Origin of the sequence: uncultured Bacteroides sp., from assembly GCF_905207245.1 — a bacterium.
Taxonomy (GTDB): Bacteria; Bacteroidota; Bacteroidia; order Bacteroidales; family Bacteroidaceae; genus Bacteroides.
The window spans coordinates 108,824-128,582 of sequence record NZ_CAJLKP010000004.1; the positions used below are offsets into that span (position 1 = coordinate 108,824).

The following is a 19,759-nucleotide window of genomic DNA, read 5'->3' on the forward strand; positions in this document are numbered from 1 at the left end:
CATAATTTAAAAGTTTATTGGATGGTTTGTAATGGTACCAGCTACGATTAATTGCTTTTTAATGTCTAATTAATTATTTATTTCACTTTCTGTTAATGAGTCGAAGCTACATTTGCAGAAAATAATATTATATTTTAATATCATGAAGAATTTCTATATAGCCTTTTGGACTGTCGCATGCCTTTTGATTTCATTATCCGGATATGCGCAATCTGAATGGAAAAATAATTTCTCCGATCAGGGAGAAATACTGAAAACAGTGGGACGGGGTGAATGTAGCATTGCAGACGGGGTGTTCCGTTCAAAAGGCTCTTATGCTTGTTTCGGTGATCCTGCGTGGAAGAACTATACTATGTCCTTTAAAGCTCGTGCTCCCCAAGAAGCGGAACAAGTTCAAATCTGGGCAGGATTTCGTGCCAATAATCGTTTTGATCGTTATGTAGTTGGTATAAAAGGCGGATTGCAAGATGATTTATACCTGATGCGCATGGGATATATGGGTACGGATGAATTTATGGGCGTTCGTCCGTTAGGATTTCATCCGGTACCGGGTCAATGGTATCAGTTAAAGGTAGAAGTCTGTGGTAGCCGTATTCGCGTTTTCTTGAATGATGAGAAGGAACCACGGATGGATATCACAGATAAAAACAGCAACTTGGCACCTTCCGGTCCTGTGACTTTGGGAGGCGGTTGGATTGAAACAGAGTTTGACGACCTCGTTGTTACTCCGTTGGAAGAAGATGCATTGAAAAATGTGAAAGTTGCAGAATATCGCAAGGTGGCAACACCGCAAGAGAAAGAAAGCAAGCGCCAGCTTGAAAGAGCAAATTATGCGCCTGTGAAAGTGAATAGACTGGAGGAAGGACGCACGGATATTTCACTGGATGGTAATTGGCTCTTTATGCCCGGATATCAGTTGGACGATAAGGAGAAAGCGGTATCCACGGCTACGGACGATAAGAATTGGCATGTAATGTCTGTGCCTAATTTCTGGAACCCGATTCGTATCTGGCTACATGGGGAAACCATGCCTTCACCTACGGGACCTCAGCCCAAAGGTGTTTCAGATACCTATTACCAGCAGGAAACCGATCGTTGCGAGGGTTATACATTTGATTATAGAAAAACGAATGCTGCCTGGTATCGTCAGTGGATAGAGCTACCGGCTGATGTTGAAGGCAAAAATATGGCTCTGACTTTTGATGCTGTTTCAAAAGTAGCGGAGATTTATATTAATGGAGAGCTGGCAGGTTCACATATTGGCATGTATGGTGAAATACAGGTTGATGGAAGTAAGTTACTGAAGCCCGGCAAAAATTTGGTAGTAGTGAAAGTGACCCGTAAGGCGGATGGAAGTGCTTCTGAAAACAGTAGCGCTGCTATTGATTTCTTCTATTCTTCTGTTCGCGAAAGTGAAAAAGAAGGCGGAAAGGTTGCTGTAAAGAACAACATCCTGAAAGATATAGCACATGGATTTTATGGTGATGAGCCTGCAGGTATCTGGCAGCCGGTAAAACTTACTATCACTAACCCGGTGAAGGTGGAAGATGTCTTTATTAAACCTACTCTGGAGGGAGCTACTTTTGACCTGACGGTAAAGAATCATAGCGGTAAGAAGAATCAGTTTGATCTTTATACCGACATCGTGGACAAAGAGACCGGCTCTGTGCTTTACAGTAATCTTTCTTTGCAAAAACTGGTGCTGAATGCTAATGAAGAAAAGATGTTCACTTACAGTGTGAATGGACTAAAACCTCGTCTCTGGACACCTCATCATCCTAATCTATACGATTTCCGTTTTAGGCTGGTTACTGCCAAAGGTGTTGAATTAGACTGTCTGTCAGAGACTTCCGGATTCCGTACTTTTGAAGTGAAGGACGGCTTATTCTTCCTGAACGGTAATCGCTACTGGCTGCGTGGTGGCAATCACATTCCGTTTGCCCTTGCTCCAAACGACTTGAATCTGGCTAATACTTTCATGCAACTGATGAAGGCCGGCAACATAGATGTTACCCGTACCCACACCACTCCGTGGAATAAACTTTGGATGGGAGCTGCTGACAAAAATGGTATCGGCGTTAGCTTTGAAGGCACTTGGCCTTGGCTGATGATTCATTCCACCCCGCTTCCTGATGCAAAACTGATTGAAATGTGGAAGGAAGAATTCCTCACCTTGCTGAAAAAGTATCGTAACCATCCTTCACTGCTTTTCTGGACGGTGAATAATGAAATGAAGTTCTACGATAATGATAATGACCTGGAACGTGCTAAGGAGAAATACCGTGTGATTTCGGATGTGGTAAAAGAAATGCGTCGCATTGATCCTACACGCCCCATTTGCTTCGACTCCAACTATCAGGCAAAGGGTAAAAAAGAAAAGTATGGTGCTGACTTTATGAATAGCATAGATGATGGCGACATCGATGATATGCATGCGTATTATAACTGGTATGATTTCTCACTCTTCCGGTTCTTCAACGGAGAATTCCAGCAGAGGTTTAAGATGCCCGAACGTCCGCTTATCAGCCAGGAGATGTCAACCGGATACCCGAATAATGAAACCGGACATCCGACCCGTTCTTACCAGTTGATTCATCAGAACCCTCAATCCCTGATAGGCTATGAATGTTATGACTTCTCAGATCCTAAGTCATTCCTTAACGTGCAGGCGTTCATAACCGGCGAATTGGCTGAAGCGCTCCGCCGTTCCAACGATCAGGCATCGGGTATCATGCATTTTGCCCTACTCACCTGGTTCCGTCAGGTTTATGATTATCAGAAGATTGAGCCATATCCTACGTATTACGCTTTGAAGCGTGCTTTGCAACCTGTATTGGTAAGTGCCGAGTTGTGGGGACGTAATCTTTATGGTGGAGATAAGCTGCCGACACGTATTTATGTAGTGAATGACCGCGAGGATGGTACAGCCCTGAAACCTACTTTATTGCGTTGGGAAGTACAGGATGAAACCGGAAAGAAACTGGTTTGGGGCAGTGAGGAACTCCCGGCTGTGAAGCATTATGGACGCTACTATATTGAACCGAATATCCAATTACCGGTTAACTTGCCGGCCGACAAGGTGAAAGCTAAATTGGTATTGAAGTTGACTGAGAATGGCTTACCGGTATCGGAAAATGAATATAACCTGCTGTTAGCCCGTAAAGATTGGAACAGAAACCAAGTAGCGGAAGGTAAAAAAGTGCTTCTTCTGGATAAAGAGGGTATGAAAAACAAATTTGATTTCCTTCATATAAACTATCAGGCGGTTTCTACTATAAAAGAAATGATGAATCCGAAACAGAAAGCTGACCTTTGCATTATTTCCGGATTGACCGAGTGTACGGACGAAGAAAAAGAAATGCTCCGCTCTTATCAGTCAAAGGGAGGAAAGTTGCTTTTACTGAATAGTAAAGAAGTTGCGAAGACCATTTATCCGGAACATATCACAAGTTGGATTATCCCGACAGAGGGTGATATCGTCAATATGGAATGCAATGATGCACCGGTGTTTGATGGTATCGACGTATTGGAACTGCGTTATTTCAATAATAATAAGAGAGAAATTCCTTTGGCTTGCAATGCTACCCTGAAAGTAAACCGGAATGAAAACCTGATAGAATTGGCAGGGCAGATGAAGATTCATGCTTATATCGACGGTGGAAAGCCGGAAGATCGTATTCGTAAAATCGATTCGATGCGGGGGTTAACCTTATTGCAGATAAAGGATGGAAAGGGATTGGCTACAGTTTCTACCATGTGTACGGAAAAAGCTGATACCGACCCGATAGCTGGAAAGCTGTTAGTGAACATGATAAATGAATTATTGAAATAGCAAGCAACGAATAGTTTGATACGATTCTGATTTTACTGATACAATCAAAATACTATGGTCAAGAAAATTCTGATATCCTTTTGTTTGAGTGCTGTAGCCCTGGTGGCTACAGCACAAAATGAACCCTACAAAAACCCGGATTTGACACCTTCCGAACGGGCATGGGACTTGTTGAAACGTATGACTCTGGAAGAGAAAATCAGCCAGATGAAAAATGGCTCGCCAGCCATTGAGCGCCTTGGAATACCGGCATATGACTGGTGGAATGAAGCACTGCACGGAGTAGCGCGCGCCGGAAAAGCAACTGTTTTTCCTCAGGCGATAGGACTTGCCGCCACTTTTGATAATCAGGCGGTTCATGAAACCTTCAGCATCGTATCGGATGAAGCCCGTGCCAAATACCATGATTTTCAACGTAAGGGTGAACGGGATGGTTACAAAGGATTAACGTTTTGGACTCCGAATATCAATATATACCGTGATCCGCGTTGGGGACGAGGTATGGAAACTTATGGAGAAGACCCGTATCTGACCTCTCTGATGGGATTGGCCGTAGTGAAAGGCTTGCAGGGTGATGGCACCGGAAAATATGATAAGACACATGCTTGCGCCAAGCACTATGCCGTGCACAGTGGTCCGGAATGGAACAGGCATAGCTTTGATGCCAAGAATATTTCCCAGCGCGATTTATGGGAAACCTACCTGCCCGCTTTTAAAACCTTGGTGACGGAAGGGAAAGTAAAAGAGGTGATGTGTGCTTATAACCGCTATGAAGGAGAACCGTGTTGCTCTAACAAGCAATTGTTGATTCGTATCTTGCGCGAGGACTGGGGATATGATGATATTGTGGTTTCAGATTGTGGAGCTATCGGAGATTTCTACTATCCTAATCACCATGAAACCCACCCTACGGCTGCTGCTGCCTCGGCTGACGCTGTGGTTTCAGGGACAGACCTGGAATGTGGCGGCAGTTATTTTTCTTTAAATGAGGCGGTACGGAAAGGACTGATATCAGAAGAAAAAATCAATGAATCGGTTTTCCGTTTATTGCGCGCTCGTTTCCAGTTAGGCATGTTTGATGATAATACACTTGTTTCGTGGTCTGAAATACCATATTCGGTTGTAGAGTCGAAAGAACATGTAGCCAAGGCTTTGGAGATGGCACGTAAGAGTATGGTATTGCTGACTAACAAGAATAATATCTTGCCGTTGAGTAAATCTGTTCGTAAAGTTGCTGTGCTGGGGCCTAATGCCAATGACTCCGTGATGCTTTGGGCAAACTATAATGGTTTCCCAACTAAGTCTGTCACCATCCTTGAGGGCATTAAAAGTAAACTTCCCGAAGGAACTGTATATTATGAGAAAGGTTGTGATTTTGTAAATACACAGACTGTTTTTAGCTACTTCGACTGTTGCTCGTATGATGGGAAGAAAGGCTTTAAGGCAACCTTCTGGAATAATAAGGAATTGGAGGGTGAAGCGGTGGCAGTCGGTCATTTTAGTGAGCCGCTGAACTTTGGCAATGGGGGTAACACTGTATTTATGCCGGGAGTAAATCTGCACGATTTCTCGGCACGCTTTGAGTCGGTATATACCCCGAAGGAGTCCGGCGAAGTCTCTTTCATTATTTCTGCGGATGATGGTTCCCGGCTGTTCATTGATGGGGAAGAGGTTTACTCTGAGTGGCATAATGGAGCTACAAGAGAGAAAATGTATAATCTGAATGCAGTGAAGGGCAAAGCCTATAAGGTTGTATTAGAGTATTTCCAGGCTGGCGGAGAAGCTTCATTGAAATTTGATATAGGTATTAAGAAAGAAATAAATTATAAGGAAGTGGCCGATAAAGCGGCTGAAGCTGACGTGATTATCTTTGTTGGAGGGCTTTCTTCTTCACTGGAAGGTGAGGAAATGCCGGTGGACCTTCCCGGGTTTAGAAAAGGTGACCGCACCAATATCGATCTGCCTCAGGTGCAGGAAGAGATGCTGAAAGCTTTGAAAAAAACAGGTAAACCGGTTGTTTTTGTACTGTGTTCCGGCAGTGCGCTGGCATTACCTTGGGAGGCTGAGAATCTGGATGCAATGCTTGAAGCATGGTATCCCGGTCAGCAGGGAGGAACAGCCGTTGCAGATGTCCTGTTTGGTGATTATAATCCTGCCGGACGCTTGCCGCTTACTTTCTATGCATCGAGCAGTGATCTGCCCGATTTTGAGGACTACGATATGAGTAATCGTACATACCGCTATTTCAAGGGGAAACCTCTGTTTCCTTTTGGACATGGATTGAGCTATACCACTTTTGACTATGGTAAGGCTAAGGCGGATAAGACAATACTTCGGGCAGGTGAGGGGCTGACATTAACCATACCATTGAAGAACATCGGTAAACTGTCAGGAGATGAAGTAGTGCAAGTCTACCTGTGTAATCCCGGTGATAAGAATGGGCCGATTAAAACATTGAGAGCTTTCCGCAGGATTTCTCTGGAAGCCGGTCAGGCGGAAGATGTTCTGTTTGAATTGCCCGCCTCAACGTTCGAATGCTTTAATCCGGCAACCAACCGGATGGAGGTTCTTCCCGGTAAGTATGAACTGCTCTATGGCGGAACTTCGGATGAGAAAGTGCTACGGAGACTAATAGTTACGTTGAAGAACTGAAACGCGATATTTTGTAATGATACTTAAACGCTGTTTGAACAATCTTTAACTACCTATAGGTAATCTACTGACTACTACGTGGTAGTTGGCAAACTACCTATAGGTAATTGGGTAACTACTTATAGGTAGTTTCATCACTTATCCCGCACGATTTGTAATAGAGTAAACTTTTTAACACTAATATTTATGAAGAAGTATTTCCTTTTTATGTTCTCTTTCCTTTTTGTCTTTTCTGCTAATGCCGGAGAAGGAAGATATACCCTCCCATTGACGGGAAGTGGCTGGTCACTATGGCTCGATAAGGAAGCGAGCTGGCAGAATGACCGCCTTTATCTTCCGCACGAGATAACTGACCTGTCTTTGCTGCCTGAGAATCAGCCTACAGGTGGTTGGCAAGTTCTGGATGACAACCCTAAGGCTGTGTCTGTTGAAGTACCGGGCACGGTAGAAGAATATCTCACCGTTTCTGATAATCCCCGTCCGGAAGATTTCCGGGGAGTAAGTTGGTGGTATCGTAAGATTAAGATTCCTGCTGACCAGAAGAATAAACGCTTTATTATTTACTTTGAATCAGTCAGGATGCGTGCAGAAGTTTATCTTGACGGTAAACTTGTGGCTTACGACCTGATTGGTGAGACTCCTTTTCGTGTAGACATTACCGATGAGGCCAAGCCGGGGACAGAACAATTACTGGCAGTACGTGTCACCAATCCCGGAGGTAATTTCCACTGGCAGGACTTCGATATACTGAAATGGGGAGAGTATAATATCCCCCCTGCAAGAAGTTTCAGCGGAATTATCGGCAGGGTCAGGCTGGAGAGTGTGAATCCTGTGTTTATTTCTGATATCTATATGCAGAATACTCCTGAGTTGACTAAGGTGAATGCCATTGTTTCTTTCGCTAACGAAACGTCTTCTGATGCGGAGCGGGATATTGAACTTACAGTGAGTGAAAAGGCTAATCCGGATAAAGTTGTGTTCCGGCAGACGTTGAAAAAGGTTTCTTTTCCTTCGGGAAATCATGAGGTGACAATACCTGTAAATGTTCCTGATGCCAAGCTATGGGACCTCTCTACTCCAGAGTTGTATACCTGCAATATTCAGATAAAGAAGGGGAAAAAGATACTCGATCAGGATAAGAAGAATTTCGGCTTCCGTTGGTTCGCTGCAGATGGTGTGGGAAAGGACGCGGTGCTGCGTCTGAACGGTCGCCGTGTGATGCTGAAAAGCGCAATCAGTTGGGGATACTTCCCGGTTACGGGATTGATAGCAACGACCGAGATGGCCGAAAAGCAGGTTCTTACAGCTAAGAAGTTAGGCTTGAACATGTTGAATTTTCATCGCTGCATAGGTAGTCCGGTGGTTCTTGAAAAAGCAGATGAGTTGGGATTACTCTATTATGAAGAACCGGGTTCATTCCATTCTGCCAACCATGATCCGTTTATCCGTACGATTGTGAATGAGAAACTGAAACGCATGGTTCATCGTGACCGCAGTCATCCGAGCCTCGTAATCTTTAATCTGATTAATGAATTTGGCGGTCGGTTGTCACAGGACAAGGAGCTTGTTGCTAAGCGTATGAATGATATGCGTGAGGCACATGCCGTAGACCCCAGCAGAATTATGACGTTTACGTCCGGTTGGGCAGGCAGTGAAGATAAAGAAGAGGATTCCAAAGCACACATGATGCCGTTTGACACGACGTTATACCGCAAGGGATGGCACGATAACCACCGTGCCGGAGGACCGGAGACTTGGGTGGAAAAATACTATAAAGGGCCGAAGGATAATCTCATGTATACCGGCAACCGCACGGAAGTCTTTCTGCGAGGTGAAGAAGGAGCGATATCTACTCCTCCCCGCATCCGGTTGATAAATGACGAAGTGGAACGCACCGGTAAAACCGGCTGGGATGGTCTTTTCTGGAAGAGCCAGTATAAGGCTTTCACTGATTATTTTCAGAAGAAAGGGCTGGCGTCCCACTTCGGCACTCTTGATGACCTGACACGTTCTATGGCTAATGTGTCATTCGAACATCAGGGCAGGCGCATTGAGGGGATGAGAATGCAGAATCTGGGTGATGCCTACATGGTGAACGGCTGGGAAGCAATGCCTTATGATAACCATTCCGGCATTGTAGACATCTACCGCAATCCCAAAGGGGATGCTTCTATATTGGCGTACTATAACCAACCGCTGTATGTAGCCGTTGCTTCGCGCAATCAAGTTGTAAAACTTCCGGGCAGTGCAATCGTAGATTTCTATATTGTGAATGAGAAGAACCTGAAAGGCAACCATGCTCTGGAGATAAAAGTGGTTGCCCCCGATGGAAAAGTGGTTTATACCCGGACTGAAAAGGTCAACATAGAAGGTGGTGAAACGTTCGGCCAGCTTTTGTTGGAGAATGTGGAGATTCCTGTAAACAGCAAGGAAGGAACTTATCGCATACTGGCTGATATAAAAGCTGATAATCAGCAGATATGCGCCCAGGGGCACGATGAAGTTGTGGCCGTAGGCTGGCAGGCAAATGACCTGGCCGGCAATGGGGCTTATTATGGGAGTGAGAATGATAAAGTAGCCGCTTTCTATAAGGAGGCTACCGGGAAAGAACTTCCGGCCTTTACTTCCGAAACCGGCAAACTGGACTGGCTTGTTGTGAACCGTTCATCGTTGGATGAACCTGTTGTCATACCATCAGACTTTTTCAAGGATAAGAATGGAAATTCTACTTTGAAGGCCACTTGGTATAGTGATCCGGCTATGAATGTTGTAGCTTCCATTAAGCCGGATACGGAACTTAACCGGACTTTTGTAGGCGGGGCACAGCCTGATGAGTCTGTTCCTGCCAATCAGCCTTTCTCGGTGATATGGGAAGGGGATATATGTCCGCCTGAGTCCGGACAGTATCTGCTGGGTGTTGAAACCAATTGCGGCGTGCGTATGTACGTTGACGACAGGCAGTTGATTGATGAGTATAATAATTCTTCTCCTATGAAGCAGGACAGGCCTGTGGTTATGGAGGCCGGAAAACCGGTGAGGGTGCGGGTGGTATATAGCCAGACACGCCAGTCCGGTCAGATACAATTAAAATGGTCTCGGCCGAGCGCAGCCGCCATTGCCCCGCAAAAGTTATTCGAGCGGGTGAAGAATGATGGCACCACTTTAATCTTGCTTGGCTCTACCGAAACTTGGATGAAGGCTGTGGCGGAATATACGAATACGGTATATAACGGCTATTACAACGTCGGGAAGAACTGGATTGGCGGAATCCATTTTGTGAGGGATCATCCTTTGTTTGCAGGGCTTCCGGTGGACGGTGCCTTGGACTGGCCTTACCAGTCGGTGGTGAGGAATGGCGACCAGAGGTTTGGCTTCCGTATGCAAGGAGAAGAATTGGTAGCCGGCTCTTATCGGAGCACTCCGTTTGAGTTGGGCACAGCTGTAGGAATCATTCCTTGTGGGAAAGGGAAGGTTATTTTCTCTTCACTGGATATTGCAGACAATCTGGATAATTCGTCGGGTCCTGCTGAAGTGGCCAAGAAAATATTGTGTAACTATATCAAATACTCTTTCCATGAAAAGAATTTCTAAATCGGGAGTGGCGACTATACTGATGCTGCTGGCGTTGCTTCCTCTGAACATTGCCTGTTCGCAGGCACAAAAAGAGCAAGCGCTCCAGCAGAGTATCAAGACCACTTATCCGACAAAGGACTGGGTCATATCCGACTTTGTTGTGACCGACCCTGCTTTCGGCGCTAAAGCCGAACCGGGATTTGACAACAGGGCTGCTTTCCAGGCGGCTATTGACGCTGCTTATAAAAGCGGCGGCGGGGTAGTGTATATACCTGCCGGAAATTATGAATTCCGTAGTACACAACTCGGCACTAAGAATGTCAGAGTTCGCCAAGGCCGCTCGGAAAGCAAGAAAGATTTCCACTTTGAATATGTTTTGCGCCTCCATCCCGGAGTGCAACTCCGTGGCGACTGGGCCAATCCGGAGGTCAATAATGGAAAAGTCCTCGGAACCATTCTTGAAGTGCGCGTAGGCGAGGATGCACCGAATTATGATGGAAATGTGGAGAGCTGGTGGAACGACGGACAGGCGGGCAATGCACTCCGCACGACCTATACAAGCATAGCTGACAGGTTCATCGAGATGAATGCGGGCACCGGAGTTACCAATCTCTCCATCTGGTATCCTGAGCAGGACATCAATGATGTGAAACCCTATCCGTGGACATTGTTCCAGACCCAGGGAGATTGCGCTACGATAGAACACGTCACTCTCGTCAACTCTTACAACGGCTTCAATTCTGCGCCGAGTGAGCTGCACTATGTGCTGGATAGTTATATCACAGCACTAAACAAGGGGGTCGAAGTGCACGTATGTACCGATATCGGGCGTATTGAGAATGTCAGGATAAGCCCTGAGTACTGGGCTGAATCCGGTCTTCCGGGATCGCCTTCCCTTGCCGACGTGACAGCCTATACGAAAGCGAACGGCACGGGATACCAGATGCACCGTTCGGACTGGGAATATGTTTCTTACCTGCGTGTGTCAGGTTACAAGACAGGCGTATGGATTGGGCGTGAGCCCGGCTTTGCCGATGCCCCGAACGCTCAGTTGTATGAGGTGCATGTAGATAATTGCGGGAATGGATTGTATGTGGAAGATGTGAATCCGTATGGCATACTTATATCCAATTCTTCTTTTGGAGCCGCCAAAGATGGCAATGCAGTATACTTTTACAAGGATTTCAGCACTTCGGTGCAATTCAACGGCGTGGATTTCAACGGACCTGTTGTAAGCGATGGCAGCGATGGAGTAGTGTCGTTTGAAAGCTGCACATTTAGTGAATACGGAGATTATGCCCTCAAGATAAACAGCGGCAATGTATTGCTGTCTCAATGCGATTTCAAGAAGAATGCCGGACATGTATATCTGGGTGCTGATATGCATACGCTGAAGTCGGTTAATTCGGGCTATAAATGCAATCTGGAAGTTGATAATCACAGCGCTTCGGCTAAAGTGGAAGTGGTTGCGGAGAAGAAGTACTCTTTTGACCCCATACCTAAGAACGTAAAAACAAATATAGACGTACACCCGAGGCCGGCATCGGACAATGTCTTGAAAGCGGACCTGGCACGGGCAACGGGCTTTAATAATAACCGTCCTGCAGAAGATGTGTCGGCTGAACTGCAATCTGCCCTTGATGCGGTGAAAGCTGCCGGTGGCGGTACGCTCTACTTGCCTGCCGGAAGGTATCTGGTGGACAATCCTGTTAAAGTTCCTTCGGGAGTTGAATTGAGGGGCTCGTGGGATGTGCAACATCACACGCAAAGTGGTGGTACTGCCATATTTACCAACTATGATGGCGGAGCTGCCGGAGAAAAAGGTGCTTCGCTTATACAACTTGAAGCGGGTGCCGGCATCAGAGGCATTACACTGGCACAGCTCAATATCGCTTCTGATGGCTACAGCGTATCAAACCCGCGAAAGACTCCGTTCTTGATACAGGGACAAGGCCCCAAGGTGTATATAATCAATGTAACCATAGCGGTAGGCGACAAAGGTATAGATCTGGCTTCATATGACACCAGTGGCCACTATGTCGATTATCTGGGTGGTGTGCCTTTAAGGGCGGGCATCTGGGTTGGCGGTGGAGCCGAAGGTGGATTCATCCGCAATATGCAGTTTAATCCTCACTATGGGTCGAGACTTCCGAAGGGAGGACAGGGCTATCCGGAGGTATTTATGATGCGGTTTGTACAATCTAATTGCAGCGCGCTTAAGTTTGCGGATGTCAAGAACCAGACTATTTTCAACAATTTCGTTTATGGTTCGGTATATGGAATACATTTCCTGAAAGATGCGATAACCGGTAAGTATCCGGGCAAGATGACCGTTATAGGACATGGCTCTGACGGATGCACCTATTCTTTATTTGTGGAAGATGCGGATAAGAATACGAAGATTGTCGCGGTTAATTCAGAGTTGGTTAATACTAAGATTCCCAATGAGCCGGTGAGGTCGTATGTCCTTATGGGAGATGAAGTTAACACCGGTAAGGTTCATCCTGACGCCAAACTTATCCTGTATAACAGTGCATTCTGGGGAAGTCCGGTTTTCGGGGCGATTATAAATAATGGCGTTGTGTCATTCCAACAGGCCAATTTCTCGCGTTCCGGTACACAGGGGGTAGATGTCAGAGGTGGCAAAGCGCATGTGTACACTTCTTATTTCGCTCAGAAAGTGGCAGGCCCCACCGCCGGAGACGGCGGATATGCAAGGCTGGGAGGACAAGGTAAATCAATAGAACTCACTAATAACTATTATCTCTCTGGATTGCAGTTCAATAAATCGGGAGAAGGGCTGATTTATGGTTCTGACAAGAAGTAGGTATTGTAGCGTTTGGCCTTATGAATACATGGTCGTTTCCTTTCGTGGAAATTCTGTTTACTCCAAATGGTAACTTCATTTACATGCCGAGGTAAAGGCCGTTACATACCGAAGTAAAGAGCGTTACAATAGGAGGTAAAGGTCGTTACATCCTGCGGTAAATGCTTTTACATTGTGAAGCAAATGGAATGTAAATGCTATCTGTTGATAATCAGTAAACTATCGAATGTCATCCTGAGCGTAGTCGAAGGATCTACTCCCTTGGCACAAAGGTGCACTAATAATAGGAGAGTAGATTCTTCGATTACGCTTCCTTAGCATGATTTGCTGATGGATGGTCCTACGGATTGATAAAAAGGCGATTAATGTTTCATTTTAATTGAAAATTAATTCTCAGATAAGCGTAATATAGCTGATTGCTTAATCTCTGGATTTTACTTTTGCAGCAAAGATTATCAGGTGGAATAGGTAGCAAGTTTTTAATAACAGATATAAAGATAATGCATTATGAAGAATAAGTTATTCGTTACTTTGGGCATCCTCGGCATGAGCATGTTGGCTTATGCCGGTCCCAAACACTCTCAGGAGACTTCTTATCCAAGTTACAAAGGATTGATTATGGCAGGATACCAAGGTTGGTTTCGCGGCCCGCAGGATGGAACCAATCAAGGCTATGGCCATTATGGCACCGGAAAGCAATTTGACGAGAAACATTGCACTATTGATGCATGGCCCGATGTGAGTGAATATGAAAAGACCTATGAGACGCCTTTCCGGCATGCCGACGGAAGAAAGGCACGTGTATTCAGTTCAGCGGACAAGTCTACTGTCGACCTGCACTTCAAGTGGATGAAGGAGTATGGCGTAGATGGGGTATTTGTGCAACGCTTTTTTAGCTACACTCGTGGAGACCAGCAAAACTCGGTACCGAACCGTATTTTAGCGAATGCCTTGGAAGCGGCTTCAAAGTATGACCGCGCCATAGCTGTCATGTATGATTTGTCCGGGTTGAAAAAGTCAGGTGAAGATTGCTCCCTGATTATGGAAGACTGGAAAAAGCTGGTAGACAATCAGAAGGTAACGAATCAGGCTGGGAAAAAGACTTATCTGCATCATAATGGAAAGCCCGTGGTAGCTATATGGGGAGTTGGTTTTCCCGACCGCCCTTATAATATCAGGAACATCGGTTTAGACCGTTTGATTGACTTCTTGCAGAATGACCCTGTTTATGGTGGTTGCACGGTGATGTTGGGTGTTCCTACTTTCTGGCGTAATCTGGAGGCTGATTGTATCAATGATCCCTATCTGCATACAGTGATTAAGAAAGCGGATATAGTTCTGCCATGGACTGTCCAGCGTTTTTCTCCTTTGTTGCATAACGACATGGACCGCTTCCGTGACTTGGTGATTGAAGATATCCGTTGGTGTAAGGAGAATGGCGTAGATTATGTTCCTGCCGTAACTCCCGGATTCAGTTGGCACAATCTTAGCAAACTGGAATTCCCGGATGACGTGAAGCCTGTTGGCAGTATTCCCCGTCAGGGAGGACGTTTCTATTGGCAACAGCTTTCTACTGCAATGTTGGCGGGCGCCGAGATGATTTATGTGGCCATGTTTGATGAAGTGGACGAGGGAACCGCCATCTTTAAATGTACGGGAGACCATCCGGTTAGTGATGTGGCCAAGTTTATTGATATGGACGGACAGCCTTCCGACCATTATCTGTGGCTGACAGGCGAGGCTGCCCGCATGCTCAGGAAAGAGATTCCACTGACGTTTAAGATGCCCGTAAGAGAATAACTAATGAAACGATCTTGCTTTATAATAGTCCTGTTTGTATCTTTCTTGCTTTGGGCGGGCGGGGTACAGGCACGAATAACATTACCGTCCTTTTTCTCGGATGGGATGGTGTTGCAACAACAAAGTTCGGTTGCTATTTGGGGAAACAGTGACCGGAAACAGCAAAAGGTTACTGTAAAGACTTCGTGGAATAACAAAAAATACACAGTAACGACGGATGAATCGGGTAGCTGGAAAGTAAAAGTAGAAACACCGGTATATGGTGGTCCCTACCATATTGAGATGAGTGACGGCGAGACGGTACGAATTAATGATGTATTGATTGGTGAGGTCTGGCTCTGTTCCGGTCAGTCTAATATGGATATGCGTGTAGGGGGGCGTTACAGCGATCCGGTGATGGGGGCGTTGGATGCGATTGTGACTTCAGGAAATCCCGGAATACGTATGTTTACAGTAGCAAGCAAAATGACCTCCGAACCGTTGACTGATTGTAAAGGTGAGTGGCAGGAAGCCTCATCGGAGACTGTTCCCGAGTTTTCGGCTGCGGGATACTTTTTTGCACGTAAACTGAATCAGGTATTGGGTATTCCCGTGGGCATTATTCATGCCAGTTATGGAGGTTCACGGGTGGAAGCCTGGATGAGTAAAGAAGGTGTAGCGCCTTACAAAGACTTGCCGGATGTGCATAATGCTTCCATTCTCTATAATGGGATGTTGAGTCCTGTGGTCGGATATGGCATTCGGGGATGTTTATGGTATCAGGGGGAAGCAAATGTGGATGCACCTGATTTATATACGCAGTTGTTTCCCTCATTGGTGAGCGACTGGCGTCAACAATGGGGAATAGGGGAATTTCCCTTCTACTATGCCCAGATTGCTCCGTTCAATTATAATAAAGGAGAGGGGAAAGGCAAGAATTCGGCTTACCTGCGTGAAGCGCAAATGAAATGCCTTCATCTTATTCCTTCTTCGGGTATGGTTGTGCTGACGGATGTTGGCGATGACCGCACTATCCACCCTATGGAGAAAGAAATGGTGGGCAATCGGTTTGCTTATCTGGCCTTGGGGCGTACTTATGGTAAGAAGGGCTTTCCGGTAACGGGACCGTTGTATAAATCTATGCAGACGGAGGGTAACAAGATTATCTTGTCGTTTGATGAAATGGGCAAGGGACTGACTACTTATCGGCAACCCTTGAATGGCTTTGAAGTAGCCGGCGAGGATAGAGTATTTCATCCCGCCCATGCACGTTTTGGTAAAGATGCGCAAACGGTTATTGTCTCAAGCCCGGAAGTGGAACAACCTGTCGCGGTGCGCTATGCCTTTAAGGATTATGTAAAGGGTTGCCTTTATAATATGTCCGGCCTTCCGGCATCTTCATTCAGAACAGATAACTGGTAATAAGGGAATATCATGAAAAACAGAAGCGATTTATTTAAAATAGCTTGTGCCGTTCTGTTCCTTTGGGTAGGAGTAGCCGGGAAAAGCTGGGCACAAGAGACAAAGAAAAGTTATTGGAATCTGCGTACTCAATTGATGCCTTTACGCTTGCCACCTCCGCCACCCGGCTATAAACCGGAGTATCTGGACTTGAATGGAGACGGGAAACCGGATGCTATTAAGTCTGTCACCCACAACGATATACCCATCTTGTGGCTGGATGATGACGGCAATATGAAAGAAGGGGACCTGGAAGGTGATATGGTGAATGATTGCCTGTTGATTGACCGCAACAAAGATGGCATTTATGGAGGTCAGGGCGACTTGATTATCGACTGGGTGGATACGGATGGAGACGGGAAGGCGGACATGCAGATTGTTGTAGAGTATCCGAAAGAACGTACGGGAGAAGTATGGCCCAACGGGCATTACATGATTATGCTCGATTTGGATCATGACAATGTCTTCAATTATATCAACTGGAATAATTTTACCCTTCAGTGCTGGGATCGCAGTGGTTTGTCCGATTTCTATGAGGATTACAGTGGCCGTACGGCTTTCATGAAGATACATACTTCCACGTATGATATGAAGGATTTGCGCTTGAATTGGGAGAACCCTTTCCTGTTCTATGATCCGGATAAGGATAATAGGACAGAAATGGCTATCCGTTTATTGGATTCTCCGAAAATTCATGATCCGAATGCCCCCTCTAACAGTTATGTGAACCGTCAGGTGGAAGGTCGCGTAGACTGGGTTTCGCTTGCTGTAGACATTGATAACGATAATACTACCGGTAATGAGTTTGACTTTGATTTCACTATTGGTTTCCAGGGGGAAGGATTCGATTATATGGATCAGGTTCACCCCATTAAAAACCTGCGTGGAATGCCGGAGGCTGATAAGTTCTTTATGGACCCCCGCTATCGCCAGTTGACGGAACTGATTTATCCCGACCACGACAGTGCACAGGAACTCATCTTCCAGCGTGGCAAATGGAACCGTATAAACTTTGTATATGATGAAGATGACGATTGCAACCGTTGGGAACGTGTAGAGTTCTATGATCCTAAGGATCCGTTTAAAGTAGGATGGAATAAAGGTGGAATAGACAATAATAAACAGAGTGATGCTGCCGGTGACCGAGGTGAGTGGGACATGGATAATTCGGGTAATGCTCAACTCTATATCAGTCGTTTTGACGGTCGCCTGCACCTATATGGGGCGGAAACCGGAGTTTGGCGTATTGATCAGAATGCGGAATACTTCCAGGGATGGGACCGTATGTGGATGGACTTCCGCGACCCGAAGCGCTTTGCTACTGTACTTTATAGTGACCGTGACAACAATGGTTTCTTCGATCATATAGAATATGACCTCGATGGTGATACAAAGATGGAGACCGTGATTGACTTTAAAGAACTGGGTATTGACGACACCTGTGAGGTGATTGATATTTCAAAATTTACCTATAATGATTATGTAGCGTTAGGTAAACGGATGTCGGAAGGTATCTGGAAGAATGCCGGACAAGCCGTTCAGGTGGCACGCCAATATGGAGTAGAGCCTCTTTGGTATGCTAAATGGATGCAAGCCTCCACTACTCGCGAGAAATATAACCGTGGTTACTGGTTGCAATTCTATTTATATAAGGATTTGGAGAATCTGTTTGTCCGGCAGGGAGATGCGGCGAAACTTCGTTTGTTGAATCAGGCTTATTATTCCGGTGATTGGTCAATTATAGCCAAGAAAGGCAACGAAGGTTTTTATTTCTTCTCTGATGAAGACGTTGTTGCTATTCGCTCATCAGCAAAAACACAGTGGGGGAAGAAAATCATAGCCGATTTGGAACAGAAAGTGAAAGAAAGGCGCAAGCATCCGTTGGAAGTACCTAAAGAAGAAGGAGGACATTTTCATGATTACTTCTGTCCGGTACATAATCTGCAATTTACTTTCCGTTGGGATAAGCCTTTGGCACAATATTGCTCGGCTTGCGATAAAGAGTGGATTGGAAACAATCGTTATGACTGGGCGTGGATTTATGAAGTACACATGCTGAACAGGGATTATATGTATCAGTGTATGTACCTTTATCTGGCCACCGGAAAACGACAATATGCTGATTATATCCGTACCATGTTATTGGATTATGCAGGTAAGTATGCCGGTTGGTTCGAGCATAATTCCGGCAGGAAAGCTACGGATCAACATAGTGGAAAAGCATTTGCTCAGAGTCTGGATGAAGCCAACTGGGCTACTAAAGTGGCAATGGCCTATATGGCTATTAAACCAGTTTTGTCGAAAGAGGAGGTCAAAGCGATAGAAGAAGGATATCTGCAACCTGCGGCTACTTTATTGTTGCATCGTCCGGCGGGGGCTAACTGGCAGATGTGGCATAATAGTGGATTGGCTGCCTTAGGCATTGCTTTGGAAAATGACTCTATTGTCGATGTAGCAATCAATAAGGATAAGTATGGCTACCATTATCTGATTGGAAAACATAAGAATAGTGATGGCTGGATAAATGAGGGTTCTCCCCATTATCATTATTATCCGTTGGAAGCTTTGCTGTTCACGGCTAATGCAGTAAAATGCCGGGGGATAAAACTGTTTGATAAGGATTTGCACGATATGTTTGTGGAACCGGTAAAGGGTACTTATCCCGATTTGTCTTTTCCGGCACATAGCGACGGATGGTATGGAGCTAATCTACTTTCTCAGTCGGCACTGTACGAGATTGCTGATGCCCGTTATAATGACCCGTTGCTGAAACGGGTGTTGGAACTGACCTATGCACAGAAGAAACGTCTTGATCCGGAGGCTCTGTTGAACAACCAGACTATAAATGCATCAGATGAAGAAATGATTCAGCAAAGTTACTCATTTGATGCATCAGGATTCTGCCTGTTGCGCAGTGATGCACGCACGGTAGTTCTGAAATTCGGTGGTGAAGGCATCGGGCATGGACATCCTGACAAGCTTTCCATCACAATTCATGATGGCAAGAATGAACTGGTTTCCGACTTTGGAACTTCCGGTTATGGAGTTCCTGATTATCTGAAATGGTATAAACGCAGTCTGTCGCATAATACGGTGACGGTGGATGCAAAAGATCAGAAGAGAAGTGTGGGCAAACTGTTGAAATTCACACCTCGTCCTGACGGTGGATATGCCGAAGCTGAAACGGTTACCGCTTATCCGGGAGTTGATATGAAGCGTAGCCTGGATTTGAAAGGAACTCAGTTGCAAGATGTATATACTTGTATTTCCGATTCTTCTCATCTGTATGAGTATGTGATTCTTTTCAATGAAAAACCTGTTTTAGAGGGGCAGCCGGTGGCAACAACACTCACGGGCAGTGAAGTGCATGAACGGATTCATAATACTTATTCTTATCCTTATCAACCGGGATTCACTTGCCGGACTCCGTCGGCTACTGTCCGCCTGAATGTATCTGAGGGAGAAGTAATGGAAGTGGTGTTGGGGGAAGCCTCGGGAATACCCGCAAACCCGACCGTAAAAGACGGACCGGGGGCAGGAGATGTAGCGGTAAAGCCTTGCTATCCGTTGATTATCCGTACAAAAGGTAAGACGATGAAGGTAGAGGCTGATTGGAATCTTATACACTAATAGAA

7 protein-coding genes are annotated in these 19,759 nt (G+C 45.6%); all 7 read left to right on the top strand.

Going from position 1 to position 19,759, the window contains the following annotated elements:
- The first annotated feature begins 142 nt into the window (after positions 1-142).
- The 7 genes from QZ135_RS02480 (at position 143) to QZ135_RS02510 (ending at position 19,754) form a co-directional block, all read left to right on the top strand.
- Positions 143-3,832: a sugar-binding domain-containing protein gene (locus QZ135_RS02480; RefSeq protein WP_294605645.1), complete on the top strand. Its 3,690-nt coding sequence runs from the start codon at positions 143-145 to the stop codon at positions 3,830-3,832.
- Between the two features lie 54 nt (positions 3,833-3,886).
- On the top strand, positions 3,887-6,484 hold the full coding sequence (gene xyl3A / locus QZ135_RS02485) for a xylan 1,4-beta-xylosidase (protein ID WP_294605647.1): 2,598 nt from the start codon (positions 3,887-3,889) through the stop codon (positions 6,482-6,484).
- Positions 6,485-6,670: 186 nt separating this feature from the next.
- A complete protein-coding gene (locus QZ135_RS02490) occupies positions 6,671-10,075 on the top strand; it encodes a PA14 domain-containing protein (protein ID WP_294605648.1) in 3,405 nt (1,134 codons plus the stop codon).
- Positions 10,059-12,884 (top strand): glycosyl hydrolase family 28-related protein, encoded by a 2,826-nt coding sequence (locus QZ135_RS02495; protein WP_294605650.1) that lies wholly within the window; start codon positions 10,059-10,061, stop codon positions 12,882-12,884. Before QZ135_RS02490 ends, QZ135_RS02495 begins: the two co-directional genes overlap by 17 nt.
- Positions 12,885-13,391: 507 nt before the next feature.
- Positions 13,392-14,684 carry a glycoside hydrolase family 71/99-like protein gene (locus QZ135_RS02500; protein ID WP_294605653.1) on the top strand — a complete coding sequence of 431 codons (1,293 nt, stop codon included), beginning with the start codon at positions 13,392-13,394 and terminating at the stop codon, positions 14,682-14,684.
- A gap of 3 nt (positions 14,685-14,687) precedes the next feature.
- The gene (locus QZ135_RS02505) at positions 14,688-16,085 is read left to right on the top strand and encodes a sialate O-acetylesterase (protein WP_294605654.1); all 1,398 of its coding nucleotides are present in this window, start codon (positions 14,688-14,690) and stop codon (positions 16,083-16,085) included.
- A gap of 12 nt (positions 16,086-16,097) precedes the next feature.
- Complete coding sequence (locus tag QZ135_RS02510; RefSeq protein WP_294605656.1) at positions 16,098-19,754, top strand: heparinase II/III family protein; 3,657 nt, start codon at positions 16,098-16,100, stop codon at positions 19,752-19,754.
- Positions 19,755-19,759: the final 5 nt, after the last annotated feature.